The sequence below is a fragment of the Streptomyces sp. NPDC012888 genome, from assembly GCF_042900645.1.
Taxonomy (GTDB): domain Bacteria; phylum Actinomycetota; class Actinomycetes; order Streptomycetales; family Streptomycetaceae; genus Streptomyces.
Genome location: NZ_JBIBBM010000004.1, coordinates 480,345 through 495,313 on the forward strand (window position 1 = coordinate 480,345; position 14,969 = coordinate 495,313).

Annotated in this window: 17 protein-coding genes; 7 read left to right on the forward strand and 10 right to left on the reverse strand. The window is 70.5% G+C overall.

The window, feature by feature from the left end; all coding sequences use genetic code 11:
* Window positions 1-271 precede the first annotated feature (271 nt).
* Window positions 272-1,552 (forward strand): extracellular solute-binding protein, encoded by a 1,281-nt coding sequence (locus tag ACFY61_RS09590; protein WP_389469171.1) that lies wholly within the window; start codon window positions 272-274, stop codon window positions 1,550-1,552.
* Window positions 1,553-1,659: 107 nt separating this feature from the next.
* Here the strand turns inward: ACFY61_RS09590 and ACFY61_RS09595 are convergent, their stop codons facing one another.
* The 4 genes from ACFY61_RS09595 to ACFY61_RS09610 form a co-directional block, all read right to left on the reverse strand.
* Window positions 1,660-2,292, reverse strand: a complete 633-nt coding sequence (locus ACFY61_RS09595) for a hypothetical protein (protein ID WP_389469174.1) — start codon at window positions 2,290-2,292, stop codon at window positions 1,660-1,662.
* Between the two features lie 165 nt (window positions 2,293-2,457).
* The gene (locus tag ACFY61_RS09600) at window positions 2,458-2,787 is read right to left on the reverse strand and encodes a nuclear transport factor 2 family protein (RefSeq protein ID WP_389469176.1); all 330 of its coding nucleotides are present in this window, start codon (window positions 2,785-2,787) and stop codon (window positions 2,458-2,460) included.
* A 99-nt stretch (window positions 2,788-2,886) separates the two neighbouring features.
* Complete coding sequence (locus tag ACFY61_RS09605; RefSeq protein WP_389469179.1) at window positions 2,887-3,732, reverse strand: polysaccharide deacetylase family protein; 846 nt, start codon at window positions 3,730-3,732, stop codon at window positions 2,887-2,889.
* A gap of 239 nt (window positions 3,733-3,971) precedes the next feature.
* Window positions 3,972-5,567 carry an MDR family MFS transporter gene (locus ACFY61_RS09610; RefSeq protein ID WP_389469181.1) on the reverse strand — a complete coding sequence of 532 codons (1,596 nt, stop codon included), beginning with the start codon at window positions 5,565-5,567 and terminating at the stop codon, window positions 3,972-3,974.
* A 109-nt stretch (window positions 5,568-5,676) separates the two neighbouring features.
* Here ACFY61_RS09610 and ACFY61_RS09615 point away from each other — a divergent pair, with 109 nt between their 5' ends.
* The gene (locus tag ACFY61_RS09615) at window positions 5,677-6,252 is read left to right on the forward strand and encodes a TetR/AcrR family transcriptional regulator (RefSeq protein ID WP_389469184.1); all 576 of its coding nucleotides are present in this window, start codon (window positions 5,677-5,679) and stop codon (window positions 6,250-6,252) included.
* 144 nt (window positions 6,253-6,396) lie between these two features.
* Entirely contained in the window at window positions 6,397-7,425 is a 1,029-nt protein-coding gene (locus ACFY61_RS09620) for an SGNH/GDSL hydrolase family protein (RefSeq protein ID WP_389469187.1), read from the forward strand.
* Here ACFY61_RS09620 and ACFY61_RS09625 read toward each other — a convergent pair.
* Window positions 7,394-7,807, reverse strand: coding sequence for a DUF1348 family protein (locus ACFY61_RS09625; protein ID WP_389469189.1), 414 nt, complete (start codon window positions 7,805-7,807; stop codon window positions 7,394-7,396). The genes ACFY61_RS09620 and ACFY61_RS09625 overlap by 32 nt on opposite strands.
* Before the next feature lie 85 nt (window positions 7,808-7,892).
* On the opposite strand from ACFY61_RS09625, the gene ACFY61_RS09630 reads away from it, so the two are divergent.
* Window positions 7,893-8,429 (forward strand): TetR/AcrR family transcriptional regulator, encoded by a 537-nt coding sequence (locus tag ACFY61_RS09630; RefSeq protein WP_389469192.1) that lies wholly within the window; start codon window positions 7,893-7,895, stop codon window positions 8,427-8,429.
* 105 nt (window positions 8,430-8,534) lie between these two features.
* Window positions 8,535-10,109, forward strand: a complete 1,575-nt coding sequence (locus tag ACFY61_RS09635) for an FAD-dependent monooxygenase (protein WP_389469194.1) — start codon at window positions 8,535-8,537, stop codon at window positions 10,107-10,109.
* Window positions 10,110-10,181: 72 nt separating this feature from the next.
* Here ACFY61_RS09635 and ACFY61_RS09640 read toward each other — a convergent pair whose 3' ends face one another.
* On the reverse strand, window positions 10,182-11,114 hold the full coding sequence (locus tag ACFY61_RS09640) for a S1 family peptidase (protein WP_389469196.1): 933 nt from the start codon (window positions 11,112-11,114) through the stop codon (window positions 10,182-10,184).
* A gap of 325 nt (window positions 11,115-11,439) precedes the next feature.
* On the opposite strand from ACFY61_RS09640, the gene ACFY61_RS09645 reads away from it, so the two are divergent.
* Both ACFY61_RS09645 and ACFY61_RS09650 read left to right on the forward strand, forming a co-directional pair.
* Window positions 11,440-11,970, forward strand: a complete 531-nt coding sequence (locus ACFY61_RS09645; RefSeq protein ID WP_389469199.1) for a hypothetical protein — start codon at window positions 11,440-11,442, stop codon at window positions 11,968-11,970.
* A 76-nt stretch (window positions 11,971-12,046) separates the two neighbouring features.
* Window positions 12,047-12,571 carry a hypothetical protein gene (locus tag ACFY61_RS09650; RefSeq protein WP_389469201.1) on the forward strand — a complete coding sequence of 175 codons (525 nt, stop codon included), beginning with the start codon at window positions 12,047-12,049 and terminating at the stop codon, window positions 12,569-12,571.
* 269 nt (window positions 12,572-12,840) lie between these two features.
* Here the strand turns inward: ACFY61_RS09650 and ACFY61_RS09655 are convergent, their stop codons facing one another.
* The 4 genes from ACFY61_RS09655 to ACFY61_RS09670 form a co-directional block, all read right to left on the reverse strand.
* The gene (locus ACFY61_RS09655) at window positions 12,841-13,485 is read right to left on the reverse strand and encodes an OmpA family protein (protein WP_389469204.1); all 645 of its coding nucleotides are present in this window, start codon (window positions 13,483-13,485) and stop codon (window positions 12,841-12,843) included.
* Window positions 13,486-13,489: 4 nt separating this feature from the next.
* Entirely contained in the window at window positions 13,490-13,879 is a 390-nt protein-coding gene (locus ACFY61_RS09660; RefSeq protein ID WP_389469207.1) for a hypothetical protein, read from the reverse strand.
* 232 nt (window positions 13,880-14,111) lie between these two features.
* Entirely contained in the window at window positions 14,112-14,759 is a 648-nt protein-coding gene (locus ACFY61_RS09665) for a pilus assembly protein TadG-related protein (protein ID WP_389469327.1), read from the reverse strand.
* Window positions 14,756-14,926 carry a hypothetical protein gene (locus tag ACFY61_RS09670; protein ID WP_389469330.1) on the reverse strand — a complete coding sequence of 57 codons (171 nt, stop codon included), beginning with the start codon at window positions 14,924-14,926 and terminating at the stop codon, window positions 14,756-14,758. Before ACFY61_RS09670 ends, ACFY61_RS09665 begins: the two co-directional genes overlap by 4 nt.
* Window positions 14,927-14,969 lie beyond the last annotated feature (43 nt).

The following is a 14,969-nucleotide window of genomic DNA, read 5'->3' on the forward strand; positions in this document are numbered from 1 at the left end:
TCCGAGACCGGTCCGGCAACGCCGGAAACCGGGCATTCGGCATGTCTACGCGCGTCCGAATTGAATTCGCATATCCGAAAGCACCATACGGAAATCATCCGGTTGGAGCATTGCCCATAACTGGCACCCCGAGGGAAGCAACCCGGCCTTTGGCAGGAGAGAATTCCGGCCATCGGGCCACGTCGGTCACCTCGGTTCACCTCGGTCACCACGGGACACCCGACCCGGAGCAACCCATAAGTAACCAAAAGAAAACCAGGGGATTTCACCCGTGCGAAGAAGACTCTTCGGGGCGGCCGCGAGCGCGGCCGCGTTCGGACTCCTCATCACGGTCTCCGGCTGCGGCGCCGCCGCCGGAGACGGCGACGAAGCCACCCTCACGCTGATCGCCGCCGAGTACGGCGACGGGACCTCCACGAGTTCCAAGGCCTTCTGGGACAAGGCCACGGCCGAGTTCGGCGCTGCCAACCCCGGCATCGAGATCGAGGTCAGACTGCTGCCGTGGGCGGACATCGACCGCGAGGTCAGCAGGATGGTCAAGGCCGGCAACGCCCCCGACATGGCCCTCATGGGTTCGTACTCGGACTTCGCGGCCCAGGGCAAGCTCTACCCGGCGGAGGACCTGCTGTCGGTCCAGGCGGAGGCGAACTTCCTCCAGCCGCTGGCCGAGGCGGGCTCGATCGGCAACACGCTCTACGGCCTGCCCTGGGTCGCGAGCAGCCGGCTCTTCTTCTACAACGAGGACCTCTTCACCAAGGCCAAGGTGGAGCCGCCGAAGACCTGGAAGGACCTGCGGGTAGCCGCCCAGGCCCTCAAGGACAAGGGCGTGAAGATCCCGTACGCGCTGCCGCTCGGGCCCGAGGAGGCCCACGCCGAGGCGATGATCTGGGAGCTGAGCAACGGCGGCGGTTACGTCGACAGCAGCGGCAGCTACAACCTGGCCTCCGAGCAGAACGTCGAGACGTTCAAGTGGCTGAAGGAGAACCTGGTCGCCCAAGGGCTGACCGGCCCGGTCGCCCCCGGCAAGCTCAACCGCCAGGACGCCTTCAACGCCTTCCTGCGCGGCGAGGTGGGCATGCTCAACGGCTACCCCTCGCTGCACCACGCGGCCCAGGCCAAGGGCATGAAGGTGCGCACCCTGTCGATGCCGGTCAACGAGGACCTCGGCGCGGCCGCGGCCCCGCCGGCGGTCGGCGTCGCCGACTGGATGGTCGCGTTCAACCAGAACGGCAACCGGAAGCCGATCGGCAAGTTCCTGGAATTCCTGTACCAGGACCGGGTGCTCTCCGATTTCGCCGGCCGCTACCACCTGCTGCCGTCCACGGGCACCGCGGCGAACAGCCCGGCCGGAGGCGGCCTGGACGACACCGACCAGGAGTTCCTGGACGCGCTGCGCGTGGCCCAGCTCTACCCGGTGAACAACCCGAACTGGGTCACCGTCAGCGACACCATCAAGCGCAACATCGGTCGCGCCGTGGAACCCGGGTCCGACCCGAAGGCCGTCCTGGAGGACATCGCGAACAAGTCCCGCCAGCAGGCCTCGGCCGGCTGACCGGCCCTTCGCGTCTTCCCCTTGCCTCCCGCCGCGGCCCCCACCCGGAGTCCCGCGGCCTCCCGACCGCCCGCCGACCACCCACAAGGTGCGCGGGCCCCACGGGATCAGCGGCCGCCGGTGCCCTCGGCGAAGGCCCTGCGGTACTGGGCGCAGTCCGCGTCCCACTTCAGGGTGCCGCCGACCGAGCCGTAGCCCGTGCGGGTGAGCTGCCACTCCACCGTGTACTCGCCGGTGTCGCAGGCGATCCGCTTGCTGCCGGGGAGGACGACACTGCCGGTGGCCGGCCGGTCCTGGACGGTGCTGTGCACCTCGGCGGCCTTGGTGCGGTCCGCCTTCCACAGGGTGGCGTGCAGGGTGACCGGGTGCTTCCCCTTCTTGAGCGTGAGGATCTTCTTGACCGGGTCAAGGTCGGAGACCGCCCACGCGAACTCGAACTTCGGCTGCCAGGCCAGCGTCTTGGGGTCGGGGGCCTGGGCGCCCCAGTCCGGGTCCCCCTTGGCGGAGTTCCTGGGCACCATGGAGTACACCACCCCGGGGTGGAACCGGAGCTGCCCCTCGACCTTGTGCTGCTTGTCCGCGGTCCGGAACGCCTTCATGTCCTTCTCGCCGCCGGCCGGGTCCTGGAGGTAGGAGGTCCCCTCGGCGGCGGAGGCCGGCCCCACCAGCGCGGGGGCCAGGGCGGCGGCGGCCGATGCGAGGACGAGGGCGGTGGTCCGGGTGCGGCGGATGCGCTTCATGCCCGGACCAACGGGCCCCTCCGGCGGGCCGGAACGACGCCGGACGCGCATTCACCCGTACGGGAGCGACCCGGGACGGGACGCAACGCGGCCGGGCATATGAGCGGACCGGCCGGATTCCGGTCTTTCCGGCGGCCGGTCAGTCTGTCAATGGTCAGTCGGTAGTCAGGCCTGGCCCGTCTCGAATCGGCTGATCTTCCCCCCGCCGGGCGCGATGGTGAACCGCCAGGCGGTGCGCATCTCGCCCCAGGTGTCGTTGCGGTAGTTGACGACGAGGGCGCGCCCGCCGTCGGATTCCGTCTGGACGTCCATGTGCCCGGAGGAGTCGAAGATCTCCTTGTCGATCCACTCCTGGAGGTCCCGGTCGGAGCCGTCGTCGGACATGGTGGCGTCGGCGGTCAGGAGGGCGAGGAAGGCCTCCTTGTCGTGGGCGTTGACGGCGCTGACGAAGGCGGAGACGGTCGGGTCGGACAGCTTGGCGGGGGCGATGGCCACGGGGCGCTCCTGATCGGGGTCGGGGCGTGGGGCCGGCGTCCGGTGTACGGGCGCGGGCCCGTCCAGGGAACACCCGGGGGCGGGCCGGAGCGGTGATCCTCACCCGCCCGACGGCGTGTCAGGGGCCGTGCGGACCGGGAAGCCGGTGGGGCGGCCCTGCTCACCGAGCCGGGTGAGGACCCGGTCGAGGGCCTCCACGGTCTGCGCCCGGTCGCCGCCGCCGTCGTGGAAGAGGACGGTGGGGCCGCCGCGCAGTTCGCGTTCCACGGTGTCCACTATCCGGCCGGTGCCCGGGGTGGTGTAGTCCTTGGAGTCGACGTTCCAGCCGAGCGGCCGCATCCCCAGCGAGGCGGCTGTTCGGCGGCTGTCGGGGGTGAACGCGCCGCCGGGCGCCCGGTAGTACTCGACCTTCGCGCCGCCCGCCGCTTCCTCGATCATCTTCTTCGCCTCCAGGATCTGCTGCTCCTGGTAGGCGACGGGCTTGCGGTCCATCGTGGTGTCGTGGTCGATGGTGTGGTCGCACAGCCGGTGGCCGTCCGCGACCACCTTCCTGACCAGGTCGGGGTGGGCCTTGGCCTGCGGCCCGATCATGCAGAAGACCGCCTTGACCCGGTGCCGCCTCAGTACGTCGAGGACCTTGGGGGTCCAGGTGGGGTCGGGGCCGTCGTCGATGGTGATGTTGACGGCGTTCCCCCCGCTCTCGGAGGCGTGGGCTATGTCCTCGGGCACGCGCTGCGGCGGCACGGCGGGCGGGGCCCCGGGCGCGGCGTCCCGGTCGTCGCGGGCGGCGGTGTCCGGCCGGTGGTCCGCCGGTGCCGGGTCGGCGGCGAGCGCCGCCACTCCCCACACCGCCGCGATCACCGCCGCCGCCACCGCCACGACCGATGCCACGAGGGCCGTTCGCGCCCGGGTGTTCCGCTCCGGCGGCCTGATCGCGCTCGTCATGATCCCTCCACTCCCCCTCCGTCGTCCGCGTCGGCCTCGAAAGGCGTTCCGTGGGACAGGACGTGCGGAGATGATCAGGAGTTCCCAGCCATTAGGTCATGAATTCCACGTAATGTGACAGCGGGTCATGGCCGGGAAATGGCCGGGCCATGGCCGGACGGTGCGGGGACACGGGTCGGCCCCCGGCGGGTCCGCTCGTCCACCGGGGGCCGTTCGCGCCCGTACCGGGGCGCCGGGGGTCAGTGCGCCACGGCTTCCTGACGGGGTGCCGGGGCGGCCGGGGCGTCGTCGCCCGAGCCCTCGGCCGGGGTCGGTCCGGCGCCGCGCAGCGGCACCTCCTTGACGAACCAGGCGGCTGCGAAGCCGAGCACCGCCACGGCCGCGCCGAGGAGGAAGGCCGAGTGGGTGCCGGCGGCCACCGCGTGCTGGTACGCCTCGCGGACCGCCTCGGGCAGCTTCGCCAGGCTGGCCGCGTCGAGCTGGGCCGAGCCGCCGGCGGCGTGGGCGCCGGCCTCGCCGAGCCGGTCGGTCATGGTGTCCTGCACCCGGGTGGTGAACAGCGAGCCCATCAGGGCCACGCCGAAGGAGCCGCCGAGGGTGCGGAACAGGGTGGCGGAGGACGAGGCGACGCCCATGTCCTTCATCTCGACGCTGTTCTGCGCGACGAGCATGGTGATCTGCATCAGGAAGCCGAGTCCGGCGCCGAGCACGGCCATGTAGAGCCCGGAGACCAGGCGGGTGGTACCGGTGTCCATGGTGGCGAGCAGGTAGAGGCCGATGACCATCAGCGCGCCGCCGGCGATCGGGAAGACCTTGTACTTGCCGCTGTTGGTGGTGACCCGGCCCGCGACCAGCGAGACGGCCATCATGGAGAGCAGCAGCGGCAGGAGCAGCAGACCGGAGTTGGTGGCCGAGGCGCCCTGCACCGACTGCTGGAACAGCGGCAGGTAGAGCACGCCGCCGAACATGGCGAAGCCGGTGAGGAACCCGATCACGGACATCAGGGTGAAGTTGCGGCTGCGGAAGATGTGCAGCGGCATGATCGGCTCGGCCGCGCGGGTCTCGGCGAAGAGGAAGGCGGCGGTGGAGAGCACGCCGACCGCGGTCAGGGTGAGGATCTCCGCGGAGCCCCAGGCGTACTCCGTTCCGCCCCAGGTGGTGAGGAGCACGGTGGAGGTGATCGCGACGGTCAGCAGCGCCGCACCGAGGTAGTCGATCCTGGCCCTGACCTTCTCCTTCGGCGGGAGGTGCAGGACCGCGGTGACCATGGCCAGGGCGACGGCGCCGAGCGGCAGGTTGATGTAGAAGGACCAGCGCCAGCCCATGTGGTCGGTGATGGTGCCGCCGACCAACGGCCCGCCGATCATGGCCAGGGCCATCACGCCGGCCATCATGCCCTGGTACTTGCCGCGTTCGCGCGGCGGGACGAGGTCGCCGATGATCGCCATCACGCCGACCATCAGGCCGCCGGCGCCGAGGCCCTGGACGGCGCGGAAGCCGATCAGCTGGCCCATGTCCTGGGCCATGCCGCTGAGCGCGGAGCCGATCAGGAAGATGACGATGGACGTGAGGAAGGAGCCCTTCCGTCCGTACATGTCGCCGAGCTTGCCCCAGATGGGCGTGGAGGCGGCGGTGGCCAGGGTGTAGGCCGTCACCACCCAGGAGAGGTGCTCCAGGCCGCCGAGCTCGCCGACGATCGTCGGCATCGCGGTGCCGATGATCATGTTGTCGAGCATCGCCAGCAGCATCGCGATCATGAGCGCCATCAGGACGACCCTGACGCTGCGCGGCTTCACCCCCTCCGCCGTGCCCGCCTTCTCGGTCTTCACGCCCATCAGCCCACTCCCCACGTCCCGGGGGCTTACTTGCCGCCCGGCTAGTTCACTACACTGGGAAGGTAGACCCCTACTAGCCGGGCGTCAAGTAAGTTCATTGGGGAGAGCCATGTCCAGCAGTCCGCAGCAGCGTCGCGGGAACACGCGCCAGCGCATCCAGGACGTCGCACTGGAGCTCTTCGCCGAGCAGGGGTACGAGAAGACCTCGCTCCGCGAGATCGCGGAGCGACTGGAGGTCACGAAGGCCGCGCTGTACTACCACTTCAAGACCAAGGAAGAGATCATCATCAGCCTCTTCCAGGACCTGACGCGGCCGATCGACGAGCTGATCGCCTGGGCGGAGGAGCAGCCGCGCACCCTGGAGACCAAGAAGGAGATCCTGCACCGCTACAGCGAGGCCCTGGCGTTCGCCGCCCCGCTGTACCGCTTCATGCAGGAGAACCAGGCGACGATGCGCGAACTGAGCATCGGCGAGACCTTCAAGCAGCGGATGTTCGCGATGGTGGACCTGCTCCGGGCCGCCGACGCGCCGATGACCGATCAGGTCCGGTGCGTGAGCGCGCTGTTCACCATGCACGCGGGGATGATGTTCCTCCAGCACGTGGAGGGCGATCCGGAGGAGAAGCGGCGGGCGACCCTGGAAGTCGCCGTGGACCTCATCACGCAGGCGCACCACCAGGCCTGACCCGGGGCACGGCAGCCGGCTGCGGCAGCCCGGCGCCCGGGAAACCACACCTGCGGGTGATTACACTGCGTAATCGAGCTGGCTACTTTAGGTGAAGTGCACCGACCGGACAGGCGGTCGGCACTTCGACCCCAGGAACCCGCCATGCGCCCCAAAACCCCCAGCAGGATCCGCAGTTCCCTGACCGCGGCGGCCCTCACCCTCGCGACCGCCGCCGTTCCGGCGTGGGCGGCCGCGGCGCCGGTGCCCGAGCCCGTGCGGTACGTCGCGCTGGGCGACTCGTACAGCGCCAACGTCCTCGTGAAGCCGTGGACCCCGGTGGCGACCGACAAGTGCGGCCGCTCCCTGGTCAACTACCCTTCCCTGTCGGCGAAACGCCTCGACCTCGCACTGACGGACGTGACCTGCGGCGACGCCGAGGTCAGAGCGGGCATCCTCGAACCGCAGCCGGCCGGCGAGCGGTACGGCCCGCGCCCGGCCCAGCTCGACGCGCTCCGCCCGGACACGGACCTGGTCACGATCGGCGTCGGCGGCAACTCCCTCGGCTTCGAGGACATCCTGCGGGAGTGCCTGGCTCGCGGCCTGGCCCGGCTCGGCCTGGGCACACCCTGCACGACCTACTACACGTCCGGGGACGGCGCGGCCTGGCTCTCCCAGAAGTTCGCCGACCTCGACGCCGACTACCGGACCATGCTGGGCGAGGTCCACCGGCGCGCGCCCGCGGCCAAGGTGGCCCTCGTCGGATACCCCTCCGTGGTGGACACCAACGCGGGCTGCTCCTTCGGCAGGTGGAAGCAGTTCGGCACGGTCGCCAGGGCCGACATGCCGTGGCTGGACTCCGTCGAGCGGCGGCTCAACGACCTGATCCGCGACCACGCCGTCCGGGCCGGCGACACCTACGTCGACACCTACACCCCGAGCGTCGGCCGAGGGGTGTGTGCGCCGGCCGGGCAGAGATGGATGTACGGCATCAAGGACGACCTCACCGGCGAGGGCTCACAGAAGGACACGCCGTCATCGCTGTGCAGCCTCATCCCGGCCGACGGCGAGGCCTGCACCTTCGTCCATCCGAACGCCGACGGCGCCCGCGGCCAGGCCGAGGCCGTGAGCAGGGCGCTGTCCGGCCTGGCGGCGGGCGGGCTCAGCCGGCCAGGCGACGTTCGGCAGCGGTGATCGGGATGTCGTTGATGCTGGCCTCGCGGCGGCGCATCAGGCCGTCGTCGGCGAACTCCCACTGCTCGTTGCCATGACTGCGCCACCACTGGCCCCCGGCATCGTGCCACTCGTACTCGAACCGCACCGAGATCCGGTTGCCGGTGTAGGCCCACAGCTCCTTGCGGAGCCGGTATTCCAGCTCTCGCTCCCACTTGTCCGCGAGGAAGGCGCGGATCTCGTCCCGGCCCCGCAGGAACCGGTCGCGGTTGCGCCACTCGGAGTCCGCGGTGTACGCCAGCGCCACGCGTTCGGGGTCGCGGGAGTTCCAGGCGTCCTCGGCGGCCTGCACCTTGGCGCGGGCGGTCTCCTCGGTGAAGGGCGGCAGGGGCGGACGGGTCATGGCGGTCCTTCCAGAGAGAACGATCGTTCTCACCCTACGAGAACGCCCGTTCTCCCAGCAACCCGGAGCGGGTTACTCTGCGGACATGGACGACGAAGAGGCCAGGACCCGGCTGCTGGACACTGCGGAAGAGCTGTTCTACGCACACGGCATCCAGGCCGTGGGCATGGACCGCATCCGCACCGGCTCGGGCGTACCCCTCAAACGCCTCTACCGGCTCTTCCCCGCGAAGGAGTCCCTGGTCACGGCTTACCTGGAGCGCCGCGACCGACGCTGGCTGGCCTCCCTCAAGGAGGCGGCGTTCCGGCCGGCCGATCCACGGGAGCGGATCCTGGCGGTCTTCGACTGGCTGGCCGGGTGGTTCAGCGAGCCGCACTTCCGGGGCTGCGCCTTCCTCAACGCGTACGGCGAGCTGGGCCCCGCCGCACCGCAGGTCGTCCACACCCACAAGGCCGGACTCCGGGCCCTCCTGGCCGAACTCACCGAGGACGACCCGGCGCTGACCGACCACCTGCTGCTGCTCGTCGAGGGCGCGACGGTACTGGCAGCCCTCGACCCCGGCCCCGAACCGGCCCACCGAGCCCGCGAGGCAGCAGCCCTCCTCCTCACCGCCCGGGACTAGAGCCGCACAACGGTCAACCCCCTTTGCCGTCGGGCGGCGTGACGTCTGCGTTCGAACCCCGTTGGGTCTCGGGGCCGGGGTTGTCGTAAGGGCGGAGGAGCGGGCATGGGTGGCGCGGTGGACGCTGAAGTGGCGGTGCTGGTGGTCGGGGGTGGGCCGGTGGGGCTTACCGCTCGGGTGCTGCTGGAGCGGTGGGGGGTGCCCAGTCTGCTGGTGGAGAGGCATCGGGAGCTGTCGCCGTTCCCGCGGTCCCGGCTGGTGAACGTGCGCTCGATGGAGATCTACCGGCAGCTGGGGCTGGCGGACCGGATCGCGGCCCGGGCGTTCGCGCCGGAGTACGGGCGGGTCCGTTTCCGGGACACCCTGCACGGGCCGGACTTCGCCTCGGCCGCGATGGTCGGCGTGCACGAGCCCGTGCCGGAGAGCCCGGAGGTCGGGGTGGTCACCTCGCAGGACCGCCTGGAACCGGTGTTGCTGGGCGCCGCCGACTCGGAGGTGCGGTTCGGGGCGGAGCTGACGGGTCTGGCCGAGGGGGACGGGGCCGGGGTCGTGGCCACGGTCGTCGACGAGCGGGGGGCGGAGAGCCGGGTGCGGGCCCGGTTCGTGGTGGGGGCCGACGGGGCGAACTCCACCGTCCGGCGGCTGTTGGGCGTCGGCACCGGCGGGCCGGGGGCGCTGGCGGACTTCACCACCGTGGTGTTCGACGCCGACCTCGACCGCTGGTGTGCGCGGCAGCCCGCCGGGGTGTACTTCACGGCGCACGGGTCGTTCGCCCCGCTGTATCCGGAGGGCGGCTGGGCCTGGTTCGGGCCGACGCCCGAGGACGTGGCGGGCGCCGACTGGGCCGGGCTGGTCGCGCGCGCCCTGGGTCCGGAGGCCGGGGTGCGGGCCGAGGTGCGCCGGGTGCAGCACTGGGTGATGAACGCGTTCGTCGCCGACCGGTTCCGGCACGGCCGGGTCCTGCTCGCCGGGGACGCGGCGCACGCCGTCCCCATCATGGGCGGCCTGGGCATGAACGCCGGGGTCGCCGACGTGCACAACCTCTGCTGGAAGCTGGCGGGCGTCCTGCGGGGGTGGGCCGGTCCCGGTCTGCCCGGCACGTACGAGACGGAGCGTCTGCCCGTGGCGCACCGGACCCTCCGGCAGGCGGTGGCCAACAGCCGGTTGGCGATCGAGGTGCAGTCGCGGCGCCGTGAGCGGCTGCGGAGCGGGGAGGCTGAGACCGCGGGTACGGAGCCGCCCTGGTCGGAGGCGTACTTCGCCCAGCTGGGCCTGGTCCTCGGGGTGGCCTACCGTTCCGCCGCCGTCCTCGACGGGTACGGCGCCGGGGCGGACCCGGCCGGTGCGGGCGAACCGGGTACGGAGTACGTGCCCACCGCCCTGCCCGGGCACCGGATGCCGCACCTCCGGCTCGCGGACGGCCGGTCCAGCCTCGACGCGCTCGGCGAATGGTTCACGGTGCTCACCCCGGATCCGGAGCCGTGGGAGCGGCAGACGTCCGCCGCCTCGCCCTGGCCGGTGCGCGTCGGGCCACTGCCCGCCGGGCAGGCGGGACCGTACGGACTCGGCACGCGCGGGGCGCTGCTGGTACGGCCGGACGGTCACATCGGTGCGCGGTGGGACGACTGCCCGGACGGGGGTGCGGTGTTGCGGGACGCGCTGGGTGCGATCACCGGCTGAGGGAACGCGAAGGCCCTGCCCGCCCTGGCCGGAAGGCCGGGGCGGGCAGGGCCCGCTGATCGTGTTGCCCGCTCAGTTCTTCAGCTGCGGGGCGACCCAGTTCGCGTACCGGGAGTACTTCACGAAGCCCGCGTAGGAACCCTTGGCGACGCAGTCCTTGGCGACCCAGGAGTTGATGCCCACGAGGCGGCCGTTGACGACGACGGGACCGCCGGAGTCACCGTTGCAGATGTTGTTGGTGCCGGAGTCGTACCCGGAGGCCGGCTTGCCGGCGCAGAACATGTGGCCCTTGATGTAGAAGCCGCCCCAGTACGAGCTGCAGGTCGCGTCGGACTGGATGGGCAGGTTCACCTTCTTCAGCCACGGCGAGACGTTCTGGTTGGTGGAGCTGGTGCGGCCCCAGCCGAGCGCGGTGCCCCAGGTGCCGGCACGGTACGACCACCAGTCGTTGGCGGTGGTCACCGGCAGCGGCTTGGCGGTGGTGGAGGTGGCGAGGGTCAGCACCGCCACGTCGTTGTCGATCTTGGAGGCGTTGTAGTACGGGTGCGCCCAGGACTTGCTGACGGCGAACAGCTTGCCGCCGTACAGGCTGTTGGAGTCGGCGATGTGGGACGCGCCGGTGACGACGACGCCGCGCTTCCAGTTCTTGCCGACGACGCAGTGGGCAGCCGTCATGATCTTGCGCGGGCCGACGACGGCACCGCTGCAGAAGGAGCCGCGACCCTGCCAGTCCTCGGCGAAGATCTGCGCCATGTACGGGTAGTTGGAGACGCTGGCGTAGCCGCCGCCGATGATCTGGGTGTCCTTCTGCGGACCCTCGTCCGCGACCGGGTGGGCGTCGGAGTACTTCTTGATGACGTCCAGCATCTCGGCCTGGGTGGGCACGCTCGGCTCGGGCGTCGACGCGCTGGCCGGACCGGCCAGGGTCACCATGAGCGCGGCGGCGATCGCGGTCGCGGCGGCGGCAAGGCCGGAGCGACGACGCGAGGACTTCGAAAGGAACATTCACTCTCCCCGTGAACAGTCGAGTCGCCGGCGCAGGGGTAGCTGTGTGAACGCGGAATTGCGCGGAAACAGTTGCTGCACAGCAGCACGCGTGGCTGGTGTTGCCCGCGCGGTCCCCCGGCGTGTGCGACTGGAAGATCGTATGACAGGGCGCCGACAACGGAGGTGCGTAAAGACGCTGTTAGTGTTCGGATTCGGTAACGGTCCGAAACGGCACGGTCGTACGTCAATGGATTCGCGGCTTTCACCCGATCGGATCGGCATGGCGGCATGCGGGCGGAGTGCCCGTATTGGTCCCCTGGGGGTCATGAAGCCGCTCCCCTGCTTGCGCCTCCGTCCCCGCCTCCTGATCCCGGCCCTCGTCGCCGGGCTGGCCCTCCCGGTGGCCGTGGCCTCCCCCGCCTCCGCGCAGTCCGCGTTCGCGACGCGGATCGGCGGCCAGGTGCTGCTGACCGCCCTCCCCGGCAAGGCGAACGACATCGGGCTGCTCGGCATCGGCCCGGCGGGCGCGATCGACCTGCTGATCGCCGACTTCAACGACGCCGTCATCGCCGGTCCCGGCTGCACCCAGTTCCTGACCGCGGCACGCTGCGGCCGCATCTCCTCCATCTCCCGGCTGACCGTCCGGCTGGGGGACCAGAACGACGAGTACTTCCACGACCCCATCGCCACGTTCCCGGCCACCGTGGACCCCGGGCCCGGCAATGACGAGGTCCTCACCGGCCCCCGCGCCGACACGGTCACCGCCCGCGACGGGGCCGTCGACCAGATCGGGTGCGGCGCGGGCTTCGACGTGGTCACCGCGGACGTCGCGGACGTCGTGGCCGCCGACTGCGAACTCGTGCGCCGGAGCTGAGCCCCCGGGAGCTGTCACCTGATCGGAACGGCATGGCGGCGTGCGGGGCCAGTGCCCGAATTGCTCCCCTGGGAGCATGAAGCTCTTCCCGCGCCCCCGCCTGCTGGTACCCGCCCTCGTGGCGGCCCTCGCACTGCCGCTGATCCTGGCGACCCCCGCGTCCGCCCAGTCCGCGTTCGCCACGCGGATCGCCGGCCAGGTGCTCGTCACCGCCCTCCCGGGCCAGAACAACAGAATCAACCTGTTCAGCCACGGCACCGACCTGGTGATGTTCGACTTCGCCGGCCCAGTCATCCCCGGCCCCGGCTGCTCGCCGTTCAACGGTGCCGTGCTGTGCGGGCCGATCAGCACCATCTCCCGGGTCACGGTCCGGCTGGGAGACCGGGACGACAGGTACTTCCAGGACACCGCCGTCACGTTCCCGGCCACCGTGGACCCCGGTCCGGGCGCCGACCTGGTGTTCGCCGGGCCCCGCGGGGACACCATCAGCGCCCGGGACGGGGCGGTCGACGACATCAACTGCGGCGGCGGCTTCGACGTCGTGACGGCGGACGTCGCGGACGGCGTGGCCGCCGACTGCGAACTCGTGCGCCGCGGCTAGGCGGCCACGCGAACGCGTGCGGGGCGGGCCCGCGGCGCCTGCCGGGCGACACCTCGCCCTGCACGCCCGGCCGCGGGCAGGCTGCCCCTGTGCTTCCGGGCGCGCTGCCGCCGTACCGTCGGGTCCGGCTTGGCGCGGAGTCGCGCGGTCTCGGCTGAGCGTCCCGGTCGGACTGCTGAACGTCCCCCCAGGCCGAGTACCGCCGTCACGGCGTGGGGCCTCCGGGCCCTGGCCCGTGACATCGAGGCCGGGAAGACCGACCGACTGCTCTAGCCGCCGCCGGTCGCGCCGCGCGGGAAGGTGATCTCGACCCGGCGGTTCTTCTTGCGCCCCTCCTCCGTCTTGTTGTCCGCGATGGGGTAGTCCTCGCTGTAGCCGCGGATGTCGAAGGTGACGGCGGGGTTGGTGACGGTCTTGGCGAGCTCACGCTGGACCGCGTCGGCGCGCTTCTTGGAGAGCACCTTGCCGTGCTCGTAGCTGCCCTGGTCGTCGGTGAAACCGAACACGCGGACCTGGGTGGCCTTGGACTGGTTGATCTCCTGGCCGATGGCCTGGATGCGGGCCGCGGCCTGGGCGTTGAGGACGTCGCTGTCCTCGGGGAACAGCACCTCGGCTTGCAGCGCCATCATCACGTTCTGGTTGGTCTCCTGGCGGCGCTCCTCGCCGCCGAGGTCCTCGACGACTTCGGCGATGTCGAGGACCTTGGGTGCGGCGAGGATGCCGCCCTGGGGCATCTTGAGGCCCGGGGAGTTCGAGTCGATCTGTACCGGCGCGGCGCTGGACGCCTCTGTGCCGGGTGGCACGGAGGGTGCGGGGTCGTCGGCGAGGGCGCTGGTCGCGCCGATGATCTGTAGCCCCGCGATGACCAGTCCCGCTATGGCCATGGCGGCGGTTGCGCGTTGGCTTGTAGTCATGGGATCACCCGGAGATCTTGACTGTGACGGCAGCGAAAGTGGGGATAGCGAACTCGACCTCGCTGGTGGTGGCAGGCGTCGCAGGGAACTGCGCGAAGACCGGTACGGTGCCCCCTGCAGGGATGGAAGTCAGGCCCATCGTGCAGAGGCAGCGGCCCTCGGTGTCGCGCAGTACGTAGTAACGCTTCTTGCCCGCCTTGTCCACGATGGTGGCGCCGGCGATCGAACCCGCGCTCGCGTTCTTCTCGTCGCCCCGCCACGCAGCCATCTGAGCGAACCCCTTGGGTCCGGTGTTCTTCAGCTGCCCGGACACCGTGATGAAACCACCCTGGTCCCGCTCCACGGAGTTGATCTCCAGCATGATGCCGGATGGTCCGGTCATGGTGGTGAGCACTTCCTTAGCGGGAGCGCCTGGGGTGCCGGCGGGTCCAGGAACCTGGGACGCCGAGCGCTGGGTTTGAGGCGATGACGCGCCTTGGGACTCGTCCTGCTTCCCGTCGTCCCCGAGGCCGCACCCAGCCAGCACGAAGGCCATGACGGCCGATACTGCTGCGGCAGAACCTCCACGGATTTTTGCCGACTGCCGAGTGCTCATGTACGCCGCTTCCTTGTCTCTAGTTCAGCCATCAGCTTTCCAGTCGAACCTCGAACAAGGCCCGGGCAAGGTTGACCAGGTTCCCCGGGTTCGACGGGTCCAGCTTGAAGTCCTTACCGCCCACGCACAGGAAGTTGATCGAATTGGAACCCGGAGGAGTCGTCGGGTTCGGTGTAGGGGTGGGGGTCGGAGGGGGCGTAGGGGTGGGCACGCTGACCAAAGAGCAGCGGGGCTCGATCACAGCCGTGGCCCTGCCAACGGCCCGCTGAGTTTCGGTGCCCTGGACAACCGAGTCCCCCACCGCGTCGTCCGTCTGCACGGACACCGTGAATCGTGGAAGGGCAACCTCGCACCCAGTAACGGTGGCTTCGTTGTGCGCGGCGAAGCTGCTCGCCTTCCCACAGGCCGCACCCGTGACGAATCGGTCACCGTCCATGATGTCCCGCCAGTCGTCCGGCTTAAGGCTGGCCAGCAGGAGCCCGGTGAAGAGTTCGTCCCGAACCTCCCGCGCCGCGCCGAGCGCGGCGGAATCGGCGGCGCCTTGACCTTCACTGCGTGCAGCTCCGGCGAACCCGACGACGAAAAAGGCAAAGGCGGCAAAGAGCAGGATTCCGATCAGGCCGATGTACAGCGGAAAGGTCTGGCCCTCATCCCGCCCGACTGCCCCTGCCGACCTCAGGAGGTGATGTCCGTTACCGCCTGACTGATCGCATTGGCGATGGCATCGTCCACGTTCGACGCCACGATCGCCGCGATGATCAGGACCACCACGACGATGATTCCGAGGTACTCGAAGGCCGTCTGGCCTTCGTCCCGCTTCAGACGGCGCCACTTGAGGTTCCGCATGGACGTGTCCTCCAGGTCCGATCTCCGTGTCGACTCGCGGACG

What these genes read in the sequence shown, in the direction of transcription:
- ACFY61_RS09610 (WP_389469181.1), bottom strand. Translation starts at nt 5,567, where the DNA reads ATGGGCGTGAAGACCGAGAAGGCGGGCACGGCGGAGGGGGTGAAGCCG.
- ACFY61_RS09635 (WP_389469194.1), top strand. Translation starts at nt 8,535, where the DNA reads ATGGGTGGCGCGGTGGACGCTGAAGTGGCGGTGCTGGTGGTCGGGGGT.
- ACFY61_RS09625 (WP_389469189.1), bottom strand. Translation starts at nt 7,807, where the DNA reads ATGACCCGTCCGCCCCTGCCGCCCTTCACCGAGGAGACCGCCCGCGCC.
- ACFY61_RS09615 (WP_389469184.1), top strand. Translation starts at nt 5,677, where the DNA reads ATGTCCAGCAGTCCGCAGCAGCGTCGCGGGAACACGCGCCAGCGCATC.
- ACFY61_RS09640 (WP_389469196.1), bottom strand. Translation starts at nt 11,114, where the DNA reads ATGTTCCTTTCGAAGTCCTCGCGTCGTCGCTCCGGCCTTGCCGCCGCC.
- ACFY61_RS09620 (WP_389469187.1), top strand. Translation starts at nt 6,397, where the DNA reads ATGCGCCCCAAAACCCCCAGCAGGATCCGCAGTTCCCTGACCGCGGCG.
- ACFY61_RS09670 (WP_389469330.1), bottom strand. Translation starts at nt 14,926, where the DNA reads ATGCGGAACCTCAAGTGGCGCCGTCTGAAGCGGGACGAAGGCCAGACG.
- ACFY61_RS09605 (WP_389469179.1), bottom strand. Translation starts at nt 3,732, where the DNA reads ATGACGAGCGCGATCAGGCCGCCGGAGCGGAACACCCGGGCGCGAACG.
- ACFY61_RS09630 (WP_389469192.1), top strand. Translation starts at nt 7,893, where the DNA reads ATGGACGACGAAGAGGCCAGGACCCGGCTGCTGGACACTGCGGAAGAG.
- ACFY61_RS09655 (WP_389469204.1), bottom strand. Translation starts at nt 13,485, where the DNA reads ATGACTACAAGCCAACGCGCAACCGCCGCCATGGCCATAGCGGGACTG.
- ACFY61_RS09595 (WP_389469174.1), bottom strand. Translation starts at nt 2,292, where the DNA reads ATGAAGCGCATCCGCCGCACCCGGACCACCGCCCTCGTCCTCGCATCG.
- ACFY61_RS09650 (WP_389469201.1), top strand. Translation starts at nt 12,047, where the DNA reads ATGAAGCTCTTCCCGCGCCCCCGCCTGCTGGTACCCGCCCTCGTGGCG.